The organism is Paenirhizobium selenitireducens ATCC BAA-1503, from assembly GCF_900492185.1.
Taxonomy (GTDB): domain Bacteria; phylum Pseudomonadota; class Alphaproteobacteria; order Rhizobiales; family Rhizobiaceae; genus Allorhizobium; species Allorhizobium selenitireducens_A.
The window spans coordinates 55,414-74,858 of the sequence record NZ_UEYP01000016.1 but is presented as its reverse complement, the minus strand read 5'-3'; the positions used below and the strand labels follow the sequence as shown (position 1 = coordinate 74,858).

At 65.3% G+C, this 19,445-nt stretch carries 22 protein-coding genes; 6 read left to right on the top strand and 16 right to left on the bottom strand.

Annotation, left to right across the window (positions count from 1 at the left end; all coding sequences use genetic code 11):
• Positions 1–367: 367 nt before the first annotated feature.
• The 7 genes from leuC to rplS form a co-directional block, all read right to left on the bottom strand.
• Positions 368–1,777, bottom strand: coding sequence for a 3-isopropylmalate dehydratase large subunit (leuC, locus tag RHIZ70P_RS19700; protein ID WP_115672162.1), 1,410 nt, complete (start codon positions 1,775–1,777; stop codon positions 368–370).
• 254 nt (positions 1,778–2,031) lie between these two features.
• On the bottom strand, positions 2,032–2,817 hold the full coding sequence (locus RHIZ70P_RS19690) for an ABC transporter ATP-binding protein (protein WP_115672160.1): 786 nt from the start codon (positions 2,815–2,817) through the stop codon (positions 2,032–2,034).
• Positions 2,814–3,878, bottom strand: a complete 1,065-nt coding sequence (locus RHIZ70P_RS19685; protein ID WP_115672159.1) for a FecCD family ABC transporter permease — start codon at positions 3,876–3,878, stop codon at positions 2,814–2,816. The genes RHIZ70P_RS19690 and RHIZ70P_RS19685 overlap by 4 nt, the downstream gene beginning before the upstream one ends.
• Positions 3,875–4,978, bottom strand: a complete 1,104-nt coding sequence (locus tag RHIZ70P_RS19680; RefSeq protein WP_115672171.1) for an ABC transporter substrate-binding protein — start codon at positions 4,976–4,978, stop codon at positions 3,875–3,877. The genes RHIZ70P_RS19685 and RHIZ70P_RS19680 overlap by 4 nt, the downstream gene beginning before the upstream one ends.
• A gap of 61 nt (positions 4,979–5,039) precedes the next feature.
• Positions 5,040–5,720 carry a helix-turn-helix domain-containing protein gene (locus tag RHIZ70P_RS19675; RefSeq protein WP_115672158.1) on the bottom strand — a complete coding sequence of 227 codons (681 nt, stop codon included), beginning with the start codon at positions 5,718–5,720 and terminating at the stop codon, positions 5,040–5,042.
• A gap of 103 nt (positions 5,721–5,823) precedes the next feature.
• The gene (locus RHIZ70P_RS23085; RefSeq protein WP_181904075.1) at positions 5,824–6,216 is read right to left on the bottom strand and encodes a hypothetical protein; all 393 of its coding nucleotides are present in this window, start codon (positions 6,214–6,216) and stop codon (positions 5,824–5,826) included.
• Between the two features lie 158 nt (positions 6,217–6,374).
• On the bottom strand, positions 6,375–6,932 hold the full coding sequence (gene rplS, locus RHIZ70P_RS19670) for a 50S ribosomal protein L19 (RefSeq protein WP_115672157.1): 558 nt from the start codon (positions 6,930–6,932) through the stop codon (positions 6,375–6,377).
• 259 nt (positions 6,933–7,191) lie between these two features.
• Between rplS and RHIZ70P_RS19665 the strand changes: the two genes are divergently transcribed.
• Positions 7,192–7,938 (top strand): sulfite exporter TauE/SafE family protein, encoded by a 747-nt coding sequence (locus tag RHIZ70P_RS19665; RefSeq protein ID WP_115672170.1) that lies wholly within the window; start codon positions 7,192–7,194, stop codon positions 7,936–7,938.
• 110 nt (positions 7,939–8,048) lie between these two features.
• Here RHIZ70P_RS19665 and trmD read toward each other — a convergent pair whose 3' ends face one another.
• From trmD to ffh, 5 genes are all read right to left on the bottom strand, one after another.
• On the bottom strand, positions 8,049–8,723 hold the full coding sequence (trmD, locus tag RHIZ70P_RS19660; protein ID WP_115672156.1) for a tRNA (guanosine(37)-N1)-methyltransferase TrmD: 675 nt from the start codon (positions 8,721–8,723) through the stop codon (positions 8,049–8,051).
• Positions 8,724–8,734: 11 nt separating this feature from the next.
• Positions 8,735–9,313, bottom strand: a complete 579-nt coding sequence (gene rimM, locus RHIZ70P_RS19655) for a ribosome maturation factor RimM (RefSeq protein WP_115672155.1) — start codon at positions 9,311–9,313, stop codon at positions 8,735–8,737.
• 123 nt (positions 9,314–9,436) lie between these two features.
• Entirely contained in the window at positions 9,437–9,811 is a 375-nt protein-coding gene (gene rpsP / locus RHIZ70P_RS19650; protein ID WP_115672154.1) for a 30S ribosomal protein S16, read from the bottom strand.
• Between the two features lie 126 nt (positions 9,812–9,937).
• Positions 9,938–10,258 carry a chorismate mutase gene (locus tag RHIZ70P_RS19645; RefSeq protein WP_115672153.1) on the bottom strand — a complete coding sequence of 107 codons (321 nt, stop codon included), beginning with the start codon at positions 10,256–10,258 and terminating at the stop codon, positions 9,938–9,940.
• Between the two features lie 10 nt (positions 10,259–10,268).
• Positions 10,269–11,852 carry a signal recognition particle protein gene (ffh, locus tag RHIZ70P_RS19640; RefSeq protein ID WP_115672152.1) on the bottom strand — a complete coding sequence of 528 codons (1,584 nt, stop codon included), beginning with the start codon at positions 11,850–11,852 and terminating at the stop codon, positions 10,269–10,271.
• Positions 11,853–12,162: 310 nt separating this feature from the next.
• Here ffh and RHIZ70P_RS19630 point away from each other — a divergent pair, with 310 nt between their 5' ends.
• Positions 12,163–13,167, top strand: a complete 1,005-nt coding sequence (locus RHIZ70P_RS19630) for an MBL fold metallo-hydrolase (RefSeq protein WP_115672151.1) — start codon at positions 12,163–12,165, stop codon at positions 13,165–13,167.
• 399 nt (positions 13,168–13,566) lie between these two features.
• On the opposite strand, the gene RHIZ70P_RS19625 is transcribed toward RHIZ70P_RS19630, so the two are convergent.
• Positions 13,567–13,893, bottom strand: a complete 327-nt coding sequence (locus RHIZ70P_RS19625; protein ID WP_115672150.1) for a GIY-YIG nuclease family protein — start codon at positions 13,891–13,893, stop codon at positions 13,567–13,569.
• Positions 13,894–14,528: 635 nt separating this feature from the next.
• Between RHIZ70P_RS19625 and RHIZ70P_RS19620 the strand changes: the two genes are divergently transcribed.
• Both RHIZ70P_RS19620 and RHIZ70P_RS19615 read left to right on the top strand, forming a co-directional pair.
• The gene (locus RHIZ70P_RS19620; protein ID WP_115672149.1) at positions 14,529–15,359 is read left to right on the top strand and encodes a DMT family transporter; all 831 of its coding nucleotides are present in this window, start codon (positions 14,529–14,531) and stop codon (positions 15,357–15,359) included.
• Positions 15,360–15,437: 78 nt separating this feature from the next.
• Positions 15,438–15,989, top strand: coding sequence for a SixA phosphatase family protein (locus tag RHIZ70P_RS19615; protein WP_115672148.1), 552 nt, complete (start codon positions 15,438–15,440; stop codon positions 15,987–15,989).
• 8 nt (positions 15,990–15,997) lie between these two features.
• On the opposite strand, the gene RHIZ70P_RS19610 is transcribed toward RHIZ70P_RS19615, so the two are convergent.
• Positions 15,998–16,546 (bottom strand): L,D-transpeptidase family protein, encoded by a 549-nt coding sequence (locus RHIZ70P_RS19610; RefSeq protein WP_115672147.1) that lies wholly within the window; start codon positions 16,544–16,546, stop codon positions 15,998–16,000.
• Positions 16,547–16,648: 102 nt separating this feature from the next.
• Between RHIZ70P_RS19610 and RHIZ70P_RS19605 the strand changes: the two genes are divergently transcribed.
• Positions 16,649–17,332 (top strand): response regulator transcription factor, encoded by a 684-nt coding sequence (locus RHIZ70P_RS19605; RefSeq protein WP_115672146.1) that lies wholly within the window; start codon positions 16,649–16,651, stop codon positions 17,330–17,332.
• 15 nt (positions 17,333–17,347) lie between these two features.
• A complete protein-coding gene (locus RHIZ70P_RS19600; RefSeq protein ID WP_115672145.1) occupies positions 17,348–17,803 on the top strand; it encodes a cyclic nucleotide-binding domain-containing protein in 456 nt (151 codons plus the stop codon).
• Positions 17,804–17,826: 23 nt separating this feature from the next.
• Here RHIZ70P_RS19600 and RHIZ70P_RS19595 read toward each other — a convergent pair whose 3' ends face one another.
• Positions 17,827–18,630, bottom strand: coding sequence for an exodeoxyribonuclease III (locus RHIZ70P_RS19595; RefSeq protein WP_115672144.1), 804 nt, complete (start codon positions 18,628–18,630; stop codon positions 17,827–17,829).
• 111 nt (positions 18,631–18,741) lie between these two features.
• Positions 18,742–19,401, bottom strand: coding sequence for an outer membrane lipoprotein carrier protein LolA (locus tag RHIZ70P_RS19590; RefSeq protein ID WP_115672143.1), 660 nt, complete (start codon positions 19,399–19,401; stop codon positions 18,742–18,744).
• Between the last annotated feature and the right edge of the window lie 44 nt (positions 19,402–19,445).

Genomic DNA, 19,445 nt, shown 5'->3' with positions numbered 1-19,445 from the left:
ACGGATGCTTCGAGGCCCTCGCTCTGCTCGGGCACCTCAGCATGAGGGCCAAGCAAGGGCAGCCTTGCCCAGAGGCGAGCACAAACCGGCAGCCTCATTCTGAGGCAGGCACATAATGGTAGCCCTCACCCTGAGGCGGGAGCGTCAGCGACCCTCGAAGGGCGAGGGCGGGTGGCATCCACGTCAGCGCCAGCAACAGCATGCTTCGAGACCCTCGCTCGGCTCAGGCACCTCAGCATGAGGGCAGTCGCGGGCGTAAGGCGCGGGTGGCGCCGAAGGCTACGGCGCCGCCGGCGATCAGGCACAAAAAAGCCGCCGGCAGGAAGGCCGGCGGCTTGGTCTTTTCAGGCCGTGGCGCGAACGGGGCTTACTGCCACTCGCGGATGTCGACGAAGTGGCCGGCAACCGCGGCAGCCGCGGCCATGGCCGGGGACACCAGATGGGTGCGGCCCTTATAGCCCTGGCGGCCTTCGAAATTGCGGTTCGAGGTCGAGGCGCAACGCTCGCCCGGCTTAAGCCGGTCGTCGTTCATGGCCAGGCACATCGAGCAGCCCGGCTCGCGCCATTCGAAACCGGCATCCTTGAAGATCTTGTCGAGGCCCTCGGCTTCCGCCTGTTCCTTGACCAGGCCCGAGCCCGGCACGACCATGGCAGACACCGTCGGCGCAACATGGCGGCCTTCGAGCACCTTGGCGGCGGCGCGCAGGTCCTCGATGCGGCCATTGGTGCAGGAACCGATGAACACGCGGTCGATGGCGATGTCGGTCATCTTCATGCCCGGCTTCAGGCCCATATAGTCGAGCGCCCGCCACTTGGAGGCGCGCTTGTTTTCATCGGCGATCTCGTCCGGGTTCGGAACGACGCCCTGGATCGACACGACGTCTTCCGGCGAGGAACCCCAGGAGACGATCGGCGGCAGGTTGGCGGCGTCGAGCACCACGACCTTGTCAAAATGCGCGCCTTCATCCGTGTGCAGCGTCTTCCAGTAGGCGACCGCCTGGTCCCAGGCCTCGCCCTTCGGCGCGCGCGGCTTGTCTTTGATGTATTCGAAGGTCTTTTCGTCCGGGGCGATCAGGCCGGCGCGGGCACCGCCCTCGATCGTCATGTTGCAGACCGTCATGCGGCCTTCCATGGAGAGCGCACAGATCGCCTCGCCGGCGAATTCGATAACGTGGCCGGTGCCGCCGGCGGTGCCGATCTCGCCGATGATGGCGAGGATGATGTCCTTGGCGGTGACGCCGTCCGGCAGCTTCCCGTCGACGCGCACCAGCATGTTCTTGGCCTTCGACTGGATCAGCGTCTGGGTGGCGAGCACGTGCTCGACTTCCGACGTGCCGATGCCATGCGCCAAGGCACCGAAGGCGCCGTGCGTCGAGGTGTGGCTATCACCGCAGACGATCGTCATGCCGGGCAGGGTGAAGCCCTGCTCGGGGCCGACGATGTGTACGATGCCCTGGCGCTTGTCGTTCTCGGAATAGTATTCAACACCGAATTCGGCGGCGTTATGCGCCAGCGCCTCGACCTGGATGCGGCTTTCCTCGTTCTTGATGCCGGTATGGCGATCCGGCGTGGTCGGCACGTTGTGGTCGACGACGGCGAGCGTCTTCTGCGGCGCGTGCACCGTGCGATGCGCCATGCGCAGGCCCTCGAACGCCTGCGGGCTCGTCACTTCATGGACGAGGTGGCGGTCGATGTAGAGGAGACAGGTGCCGTCTTCCTGGCGGTCGACCAGGTGGTCGTCGAAAATCTTGTCGTAGAGGGTCCGGGGTGCGCTCATGGCTGAAGATCCGTCTGAGTTTTGAAAAGGGAATGCGGGCAGGGCGCCGCACGCGCGGCGCCGATGACGAACGCTTAGCCTTGCAGGCTAATGAGCGCCCCGGAGACGCGCGCGAAAAAGCGTGCCGGCAGACGCTTGTGGTCCTGCAGCACGTAGATATCAGGCGCGAGACATCCGAATTTCGATCCCATGGCTGGGCTCTTAGCAGTTTTGCCCTCGCCCGGCAATGTTTTTGGCGGCTACCGGCGATCGCCTCATGCCCTGCGCGTCTGACGTGGACGGTCCGGCTCGAAGGACGAATGCGGCACGACGACGGGCCGACCGTTGCGGCAGGACAGGACCTCCGCCTCGATGCCGTAGACGCGGCGAAGCGCAGCCGGCGTGACGATCTCCTCGAAGGCGCCCATGCCCTCGAGCCGTCCGGCATGGAGGAGAAGAACGCTGTCGCTGTGGCGGGCGGCAAGGTTGAGATCGTGAATGGCGATCAGCACCAGCGCCCCGGTGCGGGCAACGTAATCCGTGAGCAGGTCGAACACCCGCATCTGATGGCGGATGTCGAGCGCGCTGGTCGCCTCGTCCAGCAGGAGCAGTTTCGGTTCGCGCAGCAGCCGCTGCGCAAGCAGCACGAGCTGCTGCTGCCCACCGGACAGGGACTGGATCGCCCGCCCCGAGAGATCGTCAATGCCGAAGCTCCGCAGCATGTCGACCGCCGACCGCACGAGCGCGTCGCCAACCCGAAAACCCAGCCGCTCGTGGCGCCCGAGCAACACCACTTCGAGCACCGAGAGCTCGGCCCGCACCTGGCATTGCTGCGGCATGAAGCCGATCTCGCCGATGTCGACGCGTCGGCCGCCCCAGTGGATTGCGCCGTCATGGGCGGCAAGGCCGGCAATCGCACCGAGCAGGGTCGACTTGCCGGCGCCGTTCGGGCCGACCAGCCCGACGATCTGGCCGGGTTCGAGCGACGCGCTGATATCGTCAAGAATGCGGTTGCCGCCGCGCCGCACGCCGACATTGGCAAGGGTCAGCCGTTCCGTCATGCGACCCCCCTGCCGCCACGCCGGGCGATCACCGCAAACAGCATGGGCACGCCGGCAACGGCGGTAATGATGCCGACCGGGATAACGGCGGCGGGCGAGATGAACTTGCCGAAGACCGCGGCGCCGACGAGGATGATCGCACCCATCACGGCCGACAGCGGCAGGGCGTAGCGGTGATCCTCACCGACCAGCGCCCGCGCCACATGCGGCGCGATCAATCCGACGAAACCGATGGTGCCGACAAAGCAGACGGCGGCGGCCGTCAGCACGGCGACGATCAGGAAGGTCTCGCGGCGCACCCGCTCGACCGACAGGCCGAGGCTGCGGGCGTTGGCGTCGCCGAGCCTGAGCGTCGTCAAGGCCCAGCAGCTGCGAAGCACCAGCGGAAGGCAGAGAAGCAGGATCGAGCCCGTGACCGCAACGCTGGTCCAGCTTGCTTTCAGCAGGCTGCCGAACAGCCAGAAGACGATCTGCTGCAGCACTTCGGGCGAGGCGAGGAATTGCACCAGCGACTGCAGCGACTGGAAGAAGAACAGCACGGCGATGCCGCCGAGAACGAGGATTTCCGGGCTCGCTCCGCGCAGGCGGGCAATGAAATAGACCAGCCCGCAGGCGGTGAGCGTCATGGCAAACGCCATGGCCGGGACGACGATGAAAGACGGCAGCGGGATCAGCGACCCGAACATGATGCCGAGCGCCGCGCCGAAACCGGCCGCCGCGGAAAAGCCGAGCGTAAACGGGCTTGCCAGCGGATTGGCAAGGATGGTCTGCATCTGCAGGCCGGCAAGCCCGAGGCAGGCGCCGACCAGCATGCCCATGACGGTCTGCGGCATCCGCAATTGCCACAGGATCGTCGCGGCCATCCTGTCGTCCCCGCTTGGTCCGGCCCACAGCCCATGCCAGACGTCCACGAGCGGCATCCCTGACGGACCGGTCGTCAGGTCGAGCAGCATCAGGCCGAGAAGGAGGACCGTGGCCACCAGCAAGGCCGCCACCCGGCGCGAGGATGCGCGACGATAACCGTCGCGCAAGCCTTCCAGCTCGCTAGTGATCGCCGTCATTGGCCCGCCGCCACGTATGGCAGCACGAACACACCCTCGGCCTTGATCGGCAGCCAGGTGTCATAATAGCGCTCGATATTCCGCGCCGGATGAACGTCCTTGAACGCCTCCGGATAGAGCTGCTTGGCGATGTATTGCGCATAGACATAGTCGGACAGTGTCCGGGCACCGCCATGGTAAATCGCATGAACTCCACCCTGCTGTACGGCCGGAAGCTCCGACCATCCGGGACGACCGAGATAACCTGCCATGCGTTCGCGCGTCACCTTCGGATCGGCGCCAAATCCGACCTGCACGGATTGCGGCTTGTTCACCCATTCCGAACCCGCAAGGAAGATCAGGTCGGGCTTTTGTGCCAGCACATATTCGGGGCTGAGCGGTCCCCAATTGCCGATCTGGCCCTTGGCGATGTTGACGCCGCCGAGCTTGTCCACCAGAGCCCCCCACATGCTGTCGCCATAGGAATTGCCGACCTCGGCCGCACCCTTCTGCGCCAGTTCGAAATAGACCTTCCGGGTTGTCGGGCCGGCCGCCTTGATGCGCGCGTCTATGTCGGCCATGGCGCTCCTGTAGTTGTCGGCGAGCTTGGCGGCGCGCTCCTCGGCACCCATCACCTTGCCGAGCACTTCGGTGGAGAGCACATGCTTCTCGACCGTCTGCGCATTGTAGTCGAGCGTGACGACGGGAATGCCGACAGCCTCGATCTGCTTCACCCCCTCGCCGAGCGCATCATAGGCCCAGGCGGCGAGGATGACGAGATCGGGCTTGGCGGCAATCACCTTCTCGACCGAGAAGGTGCTGTCCTCGGTATTGCCGACATCCGGGATCGAGGAGAGCTTCGGCAGCGCCTTCTCATAAGCCGCGAACTGGTTCGGACGCCAGTCCTTCCAGGTCGACAGCGACAGGGCCACAACCTTGTCCAGCGCGTCCGGGCCGACAACGGCGAGGAAATCCTCATAATAGAAACCCAGCACCACGCGCTCGGCGGGCTTTTCCAGCGTCACCTCGCGACCCTTGACGTCGGTCACCTTGATTTCGGCGAAAGCCTGGCTTGCGGATGCAAGAAGCCCGGCGGCAATGGCAAACAGCACTCTTTTCATCAATGTCTTCTTTCTCGTCTGAAACATCTTGTTGGTAAAACGACCCGCGACGGCACCGACTTCACGCACTCGCCAGCGTGCCCGTTCCGGCGGCGATCGCGGCCATCGCCTCCGGCTTCAGCAGGGTGACAATTTCCGGATGGCGAAAATCGATGAGCCCGGCGCGCTTCAGGCGGGTGAAACAACGACTGACCGTCTCCACGGTAAGGCCGAGCCAGTCGGCCAGGTCGCCGCGCGTCGGATGCAGGGTGAAGCAGATGGAACCGCGCTTTCCGCTCTTTCCCGGGCGAGCGAACTGACCCGCCAGGTCGAGAATGGCGTACGCAACGCGTTCGGCGGCGCTCTTGCGACCGAGCAGGGTGGCGAGCGCTTGTCCGCGCAGCACCATTTCATGCAGGGCGTCCTGCAGGTCTGCCGGTTCGGCCTTGCCGACCGGTTCGAGCGTCACATAGCTCAGCGTCTCGGCCGAGCAGCGATTGTGTTCGCCGAGACCGAGGCCGAGCAGGCGCCCCGGTCCGACCATGTCGATGATCTGCCGCCGCCCGTCGGGCAGGGTCTGGGACACGGCGACACAGCCCTCAATCACCCGATATTGCGGGCCCCGGGCAAATCCCTCCAGATAGACGGTGCTGCGGGGCGGCATTTGCAGTGTGGTCGCTGTCTGCCGCGGGATCGGTCTGGAGGAGAGCAATTGTGGCGGCAGCGGGCAGCCATCCGCTGCCTTGGGAAGAACATGTAGCATGACATTATCCGGCTTTCCGGCCGGATCCGCATCCTCGATGCGTGTCTACCGGCCTCGATCAATGATTCCGGACGCAGGCGAGCTTTCGCTCGCCGGGCCGGGCTCAGGCAAGGGCCGGACGGGGTGGCGCGCGGGGCGCGGCATTGGGGGGGAAAAGCTGGCGATGGAAGGCTTCGACGTGCGGCGGAAGCTGGACCTCGGAGGCAGCCGAAAGCCGCTTGCCGGTGATGTCGGCCGGCGTCGGCAGGAGGACCGAGGCGGAGATCACGCAGGCATCGCAGGGGGCGGCCGTAAATTGTCCCTTGCCGGCCTGTCCGTCGACGGGCAGGCAGAGTTCTGGCAGCGTGCCGTCTGGCAGGGTCATTGCCGCTACTTCCTCGGCGGAAAGCAGCGAAACCGCGAAGGCCGGGGACCGATGACCAAAGCCGACGGCAAGCAGCGCCACCACGCACAAGGCGCGGATCACGAACTGCCAATTCGACCTTCGACCCTGCATGGTTCTTCCCCGATCATTTCAGAATTAGCAGTCCGGCGAAAATCACGCAAGCGGTGAGCCGATGCCACCATGTCGCAGCCTGCGCGACCTGATCAGGCGCCGGAAACGAAAAAGGCGGCCCGAAGGCCGCCTTGTCCAAAATCCCGTGACGGGAATTCTTATTCTGCGGCGCCTTCGGCCGGTGCAGCTTCGGCTGCGGCTGCAGCTTCTGCGGCGGCCTTGGCTTCAGCGGCTTCGGCTGCTGCCTTTTCGGCGGCCAGAGCCTGGGCTGCTGCGACCTTTTCAGCTTCCAGACGTGCCTTTTCCTCGGCAACGGCGGCGCGTTCGGCGTCGTTCAGCTTGCGGGCGCGGGTGCCGGTGTTCTCGACAATACGAGCCGACTTGCCGCGACGATCGCGCAGGTAGTAGAGCTTGGCGCGACGGACCTTACCACGGCGAACGATTTCGACGCCTTCGACCAGCGGCGAGTAGACCGGGAATACGCGCTCGACGCCTTCGCCGTAGGAGATCTTGCGAACGGTGAAGCTCTCGTTGATGCCGCCACCCGAACGGGCGATGCAAACGCCTTCATAGGCCTGCACGCGGGTACGATTGCCTTCCGTCACGCGCACGTTGACGCGTACGGTGTCGCCGGCTTCGAACTTCGGCAGCGGCGCGCCGCGCTTGGCTTCGATCTTTGCAGCCTGTTCGGCTTCCAGTTGCTGAATGATGTTCATGTCTAACCTCTAGTTCTTCTGAAACAGCCAGAGCGCTCTTGCATCCATCGGTCAAAGCCTCCGGATTTTGCCTTTTCAGGCGCGAGCGGATACGCATGCTCTTTGTTTGTGGCAGACGGGCTGGGCCCATTTCCGACGCGGCCAATACACCAAAGCCTGGTGTTTGTCATCCCTTGGCGCGCATTTTTTCTCCGATCCCGCCATTGCAGTCGAAGGCATGAACGAATAACCGTTCGTGACCACGGAGGAAAGCTACAAGATGTCGATCGCCACCATTGTCCTGCTGTTCGTTGCCGGCTTCCTCTCCGGTGTCGTCAATGCGATCGCCGGCGGCGGCACCTTCCTGACCTTCGGCGCCATGACGCTGGCCGGCCTGCCGCCGATCGCCGCCAACGCCACCTCGTCGATCACCCAGTTCCCCGGCTACATCACCTCGACGCTCGCCTATCGCCGCGAATTTGCCGGCCTGTGGAAGAGCGCGCTGATCCTCGGACTGGTGTCGGCGCTCGGCGCGCTCGGCGGCGCGCTGTTCCTGATCTCGCTATCCAATCCGGCCTTCCGCGCCATGGTGCCCTGGCTATTGATCGCCGCCACCGCCGTCTTCGCCGCCGGGCCGAAGCTTCGCCCGAAGCACGCTGGTCAAAGTCACCCGGCCACCCCGCTCGGCCTGGCGCTTCAGGCCGTCACCTCGTTCTATGGCGGTTTCTTCGGCGCCGGCATGGGGATCATGATGCTCGCCTCGCTCGGGCTTGCCAGCGGCGGCGACTATCACCGCCTCAACGCACTGAAGAACTTCCTGTCGATCGTCATTGCCGCCGTCGCCATCATCGTCTTTTCCACTGCCGGCGCGGTCTCCTGGTGGCATGCGGCGATCATGGTGCCGGCCGTGGCTTTGGGCGGCTATGCCGGCGTGGCGATCGCCCGCCGCGTGCCCCAGGCCCTGCTGCGTTGGCTGGTGGTCGCAGCCGGTCTCGGCCTTGCCGTCTATTATTTCGTCACGGGGTGAGGAATGGCCGGCGAAGCCGGCAAAACGATCCGGTGAATCGTTTTGAATGACGAACGCCCTTAAGCCCAAGCGAAGGGTAGGGCTGGGCAACCGCAGGCTCGACGCAGTAATTACTTCAGCAGGTCCGGCCGCCGCTCGGCGGTCAGTTTTTCCGCCTCCTCGTGGCGCCAGGCCTCGATCGCCGCGTGATTGCCCGAGGTCAGCACCGCCGGGATTTCGCGATCCTCGAACACCTGCGGCCGGGTATAGTGCGGATGCTCCAAAAGCCCGCCCTCGAAGCTCTCGTGCACGCCCGACAGCTGGTTGCCCATCACGCCGGGCAGGATGCGCACCACGGCATCGAGCAGGGTGAGCGCCGCCGGCTCGCCGCCGGAGAGAATATAGTCGCCGATGGAAACCTCCTCGAGGTTCCGCGCCTCGATCACCCGCTGGTCGACGCCCTCGAAGCGGCCGCAGACGATGACGACGCCCTCGCCTTCGGCAAGCTCGCGCACGCGCTTTTGGGTGAGCGGCCGCCCGCGCGGGCTCATCAGCAGGCGCGGGCGCCCGTCATCGGCGATCGAATCGATGGCGCGGGCCAGCACGTCGGGCCTGAGAACCATGCCCGCCCCGCCGCCCGACGGCGTGTCGTCGACGCTCCTGTGCTTGTCGACGGCGAAATCGCGGATCTGCACCGCCTCCAGCGACCAGTCGCCGCGCTCCAGCGCCCGGCCCGCCAGCGCCTGGCCGAGATGGCCGGGAAACATGTCGGGATAAAGGGTAAGGATGCTTGCCTTGAACGCCATGGCGGCCGGGCTCACGAATTGTCCCGTGGCGGCTTTCCCTTGGCCCCGGTGCCATAGGGCTTGCCCTCGTCCTCGTCCTTGAGGCCGGCGGCGGTCGGGTCGATCAGGATACGGCCACCCTCGAGGTCGATCTCCAGCACGGCGGCCTCCGAGAACGGGATCAGTACCGGCCGCTTGCCGGGACCTTTCAGCTCCAGGAGGTCGCCGGCGCCGAAATCATAGACCCCGGTCACCGCGCCGTAATGCTGGCCCTCGGCGTCATAGACCTCCAGCCCCTCGAGGTCGGCATAGTAGAATTCGTCTTCCTCGAGATCCTCGTCGGGCAGCGCGTCGCGCTCGACGAAGAGTTCCAGCCCGTTCAGCGCCTCCGCCGCGTTACGGTCGTTGATGCCGCGAAAGCGCACGACAACGACATTCTTCGCCTCGCGCATATCGAGGATTTCGAACACCCGTCCGTCGGCGCTGCGCAGATGGCCGTATTCGCCGAGCGCCATCGGGTCGGCGGTGAAGGTCTTGACCCGGACTTCGCCGCGCAGACCCTGCGCCGCACCGACCACGGCCATCAGAACGGGATTTTCGAGTTTGGTCATCGCGTCAGTCTTTTCCGGTGGCAAGATGTGTCATCGCCCTTTTACGGCGAAGCGGGGCAAATGGAAACGGAAAACGGGCGGCGGGAAAACCCGCCGCCCGTCGAACATCAAAGATGTCTAGACTTATTCTGCGGCAGCTTCGGCAGCGGCGGCAGCGGCTTCGGCAGCCTTCATTTCCTTTTCCTTGGTGCGCTCGACAGCCTTCTTGCCCGGCTTTGCCTTTTCCGGGTTGCTGCGGACTTCGCGGGTGGCGATGCCGGCTTCGGCGAGGAAGCGCAGGACGCGGTCGGTCGGCTGGGCGCCCTTGGCGAGCCATTCCTGGATGCGCTCGCCGTTCAGCTCGACGCGCTTTTCATTGTCCTTGGCCAGCATCGGGTTCCACGAACCAACCTTTTCCAGGAAACGGCCGTCGCGCGGCGAACGGGCGTCGGCAACGACGATCTGGTAGTAGGGGCGCTTCTTGGAACCGCCACGGGCGAGACGAATCTTGAGGGACATGGGTTTACTCCTTGGTTCTTGTTAGGGCCGCCTTCCGGCGGTCCGGGGTTCTTGTCAGGGCCGCCTTCCGGCGGTCTGCATTCGGGTCGGGTCGCTTTTGGCGGTCCGGGTTGATCGAGACCGCCGTCAGGCGGTCTTTTCGCTTGCGCCGCCGTGCTCGGCGGCAATGGCTTCATGATGCCGGATGACTTCCCTGATAATGAAATTCAGGAAGGTCTCGGCGAAATCCGGGTCCAGATGCGCGTCCTGGGCCAGCTGGCGCAGGCGGGCGATCTGGTATTCCTCGCGCGCCGGGTCGGCCGGCGGCAGGTCGTACTTGGCCTTCAGCACGCCAACCGCCTTGGTGCAGCGGAAGCGTTCGGCCAGCATGTGGACCAGCGCCGCGTCGATATTGTCGATCGACTGGCGATAGCCGGAAAGCTGTTCCTTGACGGATGGTTCGCTCATAGCAGCTTCCTCACTTCTTCTTCGGCAGGCCGGGCAGGCCGCCGAGGCCCGGAAGCTTCGCGCCGCCGAGGCCGGGCAGACCGCCGCCCATTCCGGGCAAGCCGCCCATGCCACCCAGGCCCGGCGGCGGCTTGAGGCCCGCGGCCTCCGCCTGCTTGGCCAGCGCTTCGAGCTGCTTCGGGTCGAGGCTGGACAGGTCCGGCATGCCGCCCATGCCGCCCATGCCGCCCAGGCCACCAAGACCCATCTTGCCGGCCAGCCCGCCCATCATCTGCTTCATCATGCCGCCGCCCTTCTTGCCGCCCATGGCCTTCATCATGTCGGCCATCTGGCGATGCATCTTGAGCAGCTTGTTGATTTCGGCGGCGTCCGTGCCGGAGCCGGCAGCGATGCGCTTCTTGCGGGAATGCTTGAGAATGTCGGGATTGGCCCGTTCGGCCTTGGTCATCGACTGGATGATGGCGATCTGGCGGCCGAACAGCTTGTCGTTCAGACCCGCGGCGGCCATCTTGTCCTTCATACCGCCCATGCCGGGCATCAGCCCCATGATCCCGCCCATGCCGCCCATCTTCTGCATCTGGCGCAGCTGGTCGGCCAGGTCGTCGAGGTCGAACTTGCCCTTGGCCATCTTGGCGGCCATGGCGGCCGCCTTCTCGGCGTCGATGTTTTCCGCCGCCTTCTCGACGAGCGAAACGATGTCGCCCATGCCGAGAATGCGATCGGCGATGCGCCGCGGATGGAACTCCTCGAGCTCCGTCATCTTTTCGCCGACACCGATCAGCTTGATCGGCTTGCCGGTGACGGCGCGCATCGAAAGGGCCGCACCGCCGCGGCCGTCGCCGTCCATGCGGGTCAAGACCAGACCGGTGATCCCGACGCGCTCGTCGAAATTGCGGGCGAGGTTGACGGCATCCTGGCCGGTCAGCGCATCGGCGACCAGCAGGATTTCATGCGGCCTGGCGTTCTTCTTGATGTCGGCCATCTCGACCATCAAGGGTTCGTCGATATGCGTGCGGCCGGCGGTGTCCAGGATGACGACGTCATGGCCGCCGAGCTTGGCGGCCTGCACGGCGCGGCTTGCGATATCGGTCGGGGACTGGCCGGCGATGATCGGCAGAACGTCGATGCCGGTCTGGACCCCGAGCTGGCGCAGCTGTTCCTGGGCGGCCGGACGACGCGTGTCGAGCGAGGCCATCAGGACCTTCTTCTTCTCGCGGTCGGTCAGCCGCTTGGCGATCTTGCCGGTGGTCGTGGTCTTGCCCGAGCCCTGCAGGCCGACCATCATGATGACGACCGGGGCCGCCGCATTCAGATCGACGCCGACGCCTTCCGAGCCCAGCATTTCGACGAGTTCGTCATGGACGATCTTGACGACCATCTGCCCGGGCTTGATCGATTTCAGCACCGCCGCGCCGACGGCCTTCTCGCGGACCCGGTCGGTGAAGTTGCGCACGACTTCGAGCGCCACGTCGGCTTCCAGAAGCGCACGGCGCACCTCACGCAGCGCGGCGGAAACATCGGCTTCCGACAAGGCGCCACGGCCGGTCAGTCCATTCAGGATGGAACCAAGGCGGTCCTGGAGGTTATCAAACATCGGCTCTTCCTTATCGTTTCGGGTCCCCGAAACGTCGGTCTTTCCCGCGCTGAAAACAAGACGCAAAGCCAAAATGCACCCGAGGGCGCATCGCGCTGTCGGGTGTTGACCTCCGGGATCTCTTTATACCTTGACGGGTCCCGGTCGGCGGCTCGGAGTGCTTGTCTCTTCGCAGATTGACGGCGATAAACAGCAAAGGGCCGGAAAAGTCAAGGCGGACGGGCAAAAGCGGGGATTCGACGGCCCGGCACCTTTCCAAGCGCCGGGCGCGTCCCCAAATTGACCTCTCCTTCAACGATCACGGCCGTCCATGTCCGACAAACCCGCCAATCCCTACTATACCGGCCCCGTTTCCGACCACTTCGACGGCAAGCGCTTCTTCAACCCTGAGGGCGTCGAGCCCGGCGGCATGCGCGACCTCATCAAGTGGCAGACCAACGGCAAACGCGCCCGCTGGCCGAAGCGTGTGGCGCATGGCCCCGCTTCGACCCCGCCCCGCGCGCGGGTCGATGGCGCCGACCTGCGCGTAACCATGATCGGCCACGCCACGCTCTTGATCCAGGTCGCCGGCCTCAACATCCTGACCGATCCCGTCTGGTCGCCACGCGCCAGCCCCTTTTCCTTTGCCGGCCCGAAGCGCGTGGCCTCCCCCGGCATCGCCCTCGAGGACCTGCCGCCGATCGACATCGTGCTCGTCACCCACAATCACTACGACCATCTCGACCTGCCGACGCTTGCCCGCCTTGACGAGGAGCACGGACCGCATATCGTCACGCCGCTCGGCAATGACACGATCATCCACCGCGCCCTGCCCGACGCAAAGATTTCCGACATGGACTGGGGCGACCGGCTGCAATACTGGGACGGCCTGTCGATCCATGCCGAGCCCTGCCACCACTGGTCGGCGCGCGGCATCCGCGACCGTCGCATGGCGCTGTGGGCCGCCTTCGTGCTCTCGACCCCGGCCGGCAAGATCTACCACATCGGCGACACCGGCTTTCACGACGGCATCAACTACCGCGCAGCGGCGGAAAAGCACGGCGCCTTCCGCCTCGCCAACCTGCCGATCGGCGCCTACGAGCCGCGCTGGTTCATGAAGGGCCAGCACCAGAACCCGCAGGAAGCCGTCGAGGGCTTTCGCCTGTGCAACGCCGCCAACGCCGTCGGCCACCATTTCGGCACCTTCCAGCTCACCGACGAAGCGATCGAGGCCCCGGTCGAGGACCTGTCAAAGGCCCTCTCCGCCGCCGCCATCCCCCCCACCCGCTTCCGCGCCTTGCGCCCCGGCGAGGTTTTCGACGTGCCGGAGATGTGAGCGGACCGCTTGGCCCCGCGGCCATCCACCCTTGGCACCGATACGCCCTCGCCCTTCGAGGGTCGCTTGCGCTCCCGCCTCAGGGTGAGGGCTTCCGTTGTGCCCAGACGCCCGAGGTGGGCACGGGGCCGGCCATGCACTCCCCCTCATGCTGAGGTGCCCGAGCAAAGCGAGGGCCTCGAAGCATCCAGCCGGAAACACCGCCCTCACGCCACGGTGCCTGCCGAACGCGCTTCGGGCTCCCGGCCTTTTCAACCACTCATCGAGGGCGCCCGACCGACGCATGCCGCACGCTTCCCCTCATGCTGAGGTGCCCTCGCGAAGCGAGGGCCTCGAAGCATCCGGCCCCCGATCTCGACTCCCCATGCCCTCGAAGCATTCGGCCACAGGCGCCCAGTTCTATTCCCTGCCACGCGACAAAGAGTCCAGGCCTCCCCGATTGACCGGCCCACGACGCGACAGATCGGGAAGCGCCTCGTAGGCATAGGCGATCAGGGCCTCTTTCTTCTGCCGGTTCCAGCCCTTGATCTGCCGCTCGCGCGCAATGGCATCGAGGATGCGGTCATAGACCTCCATGAACACCAGTTCGACCGGCCGCCGGCGCGCCGTGTAGCCGTCGTAGACGCCCGCATTGTGTTCCCAAAGCCGGGCCTCGATCGATTGCTTGGTAAGGCCGGTATAGTAGGAGCCATCCCGGCATCGCAGAATGTAGACCGTGACTTCCATCGCTTCGATCTCCAGATCAAGCTACCATTCTTGATTGCATTTTTGACAAAATCAACCATCCGATCGCCGCCGTTCACCCCTCATGCTGAGGCGCCCGAATCGCGAGGGCCCTCATGCTGAGGTGCCTGGCCGCAAGGCCAGGCCTCGAAGCATCCGGCGGCAGACTCCGACCCCACCACATCCATCCGCCCTCGCCCTTCGAGGGTCGCTGACGCTCCCACCTCAGGGTGAGGGCTTCCGTTGCGCGCCTTGGTGAGGGGGTTCCGACGGCCGTCTTGCCCCAGAGCCGCCTACGTGCCCCCTCATGCTGAGGTGCCTGGCCGCAGGCCAGGCCTCGAAGCATCCGGCCGCAAATACTGTCACCACCGCACCCCATCCGCCCCCGCCCTTCGAGGGTCGCTGACGCTCCCCCCTCAGGGTGAGGGCTGACCTTGTGCGGCCCGAGGGCTGACCGTTTGCCGCGTTTTCGATATGCCGCGTGAGTGCCGCCGGCGTGATCGGCGATTGCAAAGCGTGGCAAAGTGGCTATCGTCCGGCCGTCACAAAACTGTCACAAAAGTCCCGCGCCCGATGCCGTCTCCGTTCCAAGCCGCCTCGCGCCTGTATCTCTCCCATCGACCGCCAGCGGTGCGGCCTTGAGTGCGATCGCCGTCGGGCTGGCGCTGGTCGCGGCCATTCTGCATGCCAGCTGGAACGCCTTCCTGCGCAACGGCGCCGACAGGCTGTGGTCGGTGACGGTGATGAGCCTGGCCGGCACGCTGATCGCCCTGCCCTTCGTGCTCTATTTCCCGCTGCCGGGGGCAGACGCATGGCTCTATATCCTCCTGTCGTCGCTGCTGCAGGTGGGCTACAGCCTGTTCCTCGTTGCCGCCTATCGCCATGGCGAGCTTGGACAGGTCTATCCGATTGTGCGCGGCACGGTGCCGCTTCTCGTCACGCTCGGCGGTTTCCTGTTTTTCGGCGAGATCCTCGGCCCCTTTCAGACGTTCGGCGTCGTGCTGGTGGCTGCCGGGATCATGAGCCTTTCGCTTGGCAAGGCGAGGGCGGGAAACGCCTCCCTCCTCTTCGCGCTTGCGACCGCCGCGATCATAGCCTGCTATTCAATCGTCGATTCCAAGGGCGTGCGTCTCGTCGTCCAGCCCGTGGCCTATGCCATGTGGGTGCTCTTCCTTTATGGCCTGCTGTTGACCGTGACCTTCGCCTTGATCCGTCGCGGGCTTGTCATCGACCTGCGCTCGTCGGTGACCTGGAAGGCGCTCGGCGGCGGTGTCGTGGCGCTGGCCGCCTATGGGCTGGTGGTGGTCGCCTATTCCTTTGCCCCGGCGGGCCTGGTGACGGCGGTGCGCGAGACGAGCGTGGTCTTCGCCGTCCTTATCGGTGCGTTCTTCCTCGGCGAGCGACTGACGTTCCGCCGGCTCGCCGCCTGCGTCATCGTCGCTGTTGGCGCGATCTGCGTCAGTCTCTAGAGTGGCCGCACGCCGCCGGCGCTCGCCAGTGGCCAATCCATTGTTTCATGTGAATCATCGTCCGGGAGGTCGTTCGTCATGCCGTCGAAACTGCAGGATGCCGGAGAGGCTGGGGGCTTGCGCCTCCTTCTGCTCAGGCACGCCAAATCCGCCTGGCCGGAGGGCGTCACCGACGAGGAGAGGCCGCTCAACGGGCGCGGCCGGGCGGCGGCGCAGCTGATGGGAGATTTCCTGGCGAAGGAGAAGCTGATCCCGGACCTGGCGCTCGTATCGACGGCCCGGCGCACGCAGGAGACCTGGGCGGCGGCTCGCGAGCGCTTGCCGCGCAAGCCGGAGATGCGCTCTGAAGGTGCGCTCTATGCTGCAAGCCCGGAGCGGATGCTGGCAGTCCTGCGGGCGGTTGGCCACGGTCCGAAGACGGTGCTGATGCTCGCCCACAATCCCGGAACGCAGGAGATGGCACTTGCCCTTTCCGGCCCGGGCAGCGATGGCCCGTCAAGGCAGGCCATTGCGGAGAAATACCCGACGGCCGGGCTTGCGGTCATCGACTTTGCGGTTGCCGAATGGCGGGACGTTGAAGCCGGCGGCGGCCGGCTCGTGCGTCTCGTCACGCCCCGTTCCATCGTCTGACAAACGCCTCAGCGCACCTCGAGGACAGTGCGGTTGTCGAGATATGGCAGCAGCCGGCGCATGTCGGCAGGCGAGAGCGCGACACAGCCCTCGGTCGGCGCGTAGCCTTCGCGGGCGATGTGGAAGAAGATCGCCGAACCGCCGCCGCGCCGGCGCTCGGTGATGTTCCAGTCCATGACGATGCAGACGTCGTAGAGACGGTCGTCGCGCATCAGCTTCTCGTGGCTCGCGGCAAAGGGCGCCCTGACCGGTCGGTTGTAGGCGGGGTGGCCCGGCGCGTCGCACCAGAGCATATCCTTGCGGATGCGTTGAACGGGAAGCGCGGTCTTCACAACGCCGATGCGGTCGCCACGCCGGTAGGCGGAGATCAGCCGCATCGTGGCACGCGGAGTGGCGCCGTCACCCTCGCGCTTGCAACTGGTGATACCGGAGCGGCCGAGCGCGGCCCGCAGGCGCAGCGGCCCGTATTGCAGGATGGCCTGCGTCGCCTTGCCCGGTGCCCGGCGGACGACAATCCGGCCGATCTTGCTGTGGGATTTGTCCGATGTTTTTCTCAAGCGGGTCACGAGATTTTGCTTTGCCTGTGAAGTTCGGTGTATTCATAGCACTTCGATCCGGCACGCCAAGACGGACGGCGCGAACGAAAACAGGAAGATCTGATGACAGTGCGGACCATTCTCCTGGTGGATGACGACAACGACCTGCGCGAGACGCTGGTCGAGCAGCTGTCGCTTCACGAGGAATTCACGCTCACCGAGGCCGAAACCGCGACGAAGGGTATCCAGGCGGCGCGCAGCGGCCAGGTGGACCTGTTGATCATGGATGTCGGGCTGCCCGACATGGACGGGCGCGAGGCGGTGAAGCTGCTGCGCAAGGGTGGCTTCAAGGCCCCGGTGATCATGCTGACCGGCCATGACACCGATTCCGACACCATTCTCGGGCTCGAAGCGGGGGCCAATGACTATGTCACCAAGCCGTTCCGCTTTGCCGTGCTGCTTGCCCGCATCCGCGCGCAACTGCGCCAGCACGAGCAGAGCGAGGATGCCACCTTCGGCGTCGGGCCCTATCTGTTCAAGCCGAGCCAGAAGCTCCTGACCACCGAGGACGGCAAGAAGATCCGCCTGACGGAGAAGGAAGCGGCGATCATCCGCTATCTCTATCGCGCCGGGCAGAAGGTGGTGACCCGCGACGTGCTTCTGGAAGAGGTCTGGGGGTATAATTCCGGGGTGACCACACACACGCTCGAGACCCATGTCTATCGCCTGCGCCAGAAGATCGAGCGCGATCCCTCCAATGCCGAGATCCTGGTCACCGAGAATGGCGGCTACAAGATCGTTCCCTGATCCCCGGAGTTCCCCATGGCGCTTGCCGACGATATCGAGCTTCTGGCCAAGGTGCCGCTGTTTGCCGGGCTCAGTTCCGACCAGCTGCGGTTGATCGCCTTTGGCGCCGAGCATCGGCCGGTGGGGGCCGGTCAGGCGCTGTTTCGCGAAAGGTCGCCAGCCGAGTGCGCCTATGTGGTGGCGCGCGGCACATTCGAGCTTTCATCGCTTGCACGCGGCGGCAAACCCAGGGTCGAGGGCGTGGCCGGGCCGGGCGTCATGCTGTCGGAGCTGGCGCTGGTGTCGATGGTCGAGCGCAAGTTCACGGCGATCGCGCTCGAGGACGCCGACGTGATCCGCATCACCCGCGCGCTGTTCCACCGCCTGCTGGAGGAATATCCGGAGATGGCCGCCGTGGTCGAAGGGCGCATTCGGGCGGCGATCGCCAGCCTGATCGACGGGGCGGCCGCCATGGCCCATCGCTTCGACTGACGCGTGCCCTTGCTAAAATTTGGCTAGAGCGAGAAGCGGGCGGTGACCGGTACGTGATCCGATGGCCGTTCCCAGCCGCGCGCTTCCTTGAGGATCTCGATGGCGCGCAGGTGGTCGGTCAGGTCCGGCGAAGACCAGATATGGTCGAGGCGCCGACCGCGGTCGGCGGCGGCCCAGTCCTTGGCGCGGTAGCTCCACCAGGTGTAGAGCTTCTGGTCGGCCGGCACGTGATGGCGCATCAGGTCGACCCAGCCGCCCTCGCGCATGACATCGAGCAGGCCTTCGGTTTCGACCGGCGTATGGCTGATGATCTTCAGCATCTGCTTGTGCGACCAGACATCGTTTTCGAGCGGCGCGATGTTGAGGTCGCCCACCAGGATGGCCGAGACGCCCGGTTCCGCGCCGGCCTTCAGATCGCGCATCTCGCGGATGAAATCGAGCTTGTGGCCGAATTTCGGGTTGATCGTGCGATCGGGCTCGTCGCCGCCGGCCGGCACGTAGAAGTTATGGATGCGGATGCGCCGGCCGCCCCATTCGAAGATCGCCGAGATATGGCGCGAATCGCCGACGCCGCAATAGTCCTGGCGATGGTCCTCGGTTAAGGGAAAGCGCGAGGCGATCGCCACGCCGTGATAACCCTTCTGGCCGTGCAGGATGATGTTGTCGTAGCCGAGCGCCTTGAGCGCATCGGCCGGGAACTCGTCGTTCTGGCACTTGATTTCCTGCAGGCAGAGGATGTCCGGGCGCGTGCCTTTCAGGAAATCCTCGACCAGCGGCAGGCGCAGCCTGACCGAGTTGATGTTCCAGGTGGTGATCGAAAGGTCCATGCCGTCTGCTCCCGCTTTGCCTGCAGGCTTAGGCAATTTCGCAAGGCCTGAACAGACAAAGGGCGCCCCTGCTGCAAGCGGTGCGCCCTTTCTCCACAGGGGAGGTCTTGATCAGCGCTTCTGGCCGTGCACGTCGGCGTAGGGGATCTCGAAGACGCTCGGGTCGAGCTGCACGCCGTTCTGCACGTTGAAGATCATCACCGAGGTGTCCTTGGCCTGGACGTCGGTGATCGTCCACTGGCGCAGGTCGAAGGTCTTCGGGTCGAACATCAGGGTGATGGTCGAATCGCCGAAGATCGTCTTGTCGCCGAGCACGATGGTGGTGAGGTCGGCTTCCTGCTTGACGTCGCGCACCATCTTGTTGCCGAGGTCGATCTTCTCCGACAGAAGCAGGCTGAGCGGTGTCTTCGAAAGCGGATAGAGATCCCAGGTCTTGAGCTTCATGTTGCCGATGACGACGTTCTTGCCGTCGGCAATGACCCGCATCGGCGAGGGCTTCTCATAGTTGAAGCGCAGCTTGCCGGGGCGCTGGATGAAGAACTTGCCGCCGGTCTGTTCGCCACGCGGTCCGAACTGGACGAATTCGCCCATCATCGTCTTCACCGAGGAGAAATGATCGGCGATCTTCTGCGCCGCGGCAGGATCGGCGGCGGCGATCGCGGGCATCGGCAGGGCGGCGAGCGCAAGGCCCGCCATGGTGCCTGCGACGAACTGGCGCCGCGTCGTCGATGCCGGAAGGCCTGCCAGGCGTTCGATTGTGTGTTCAGTCATCCGGAACTCCTCTATATCTTGCCTCAATCGCCCAAGAAGACGGC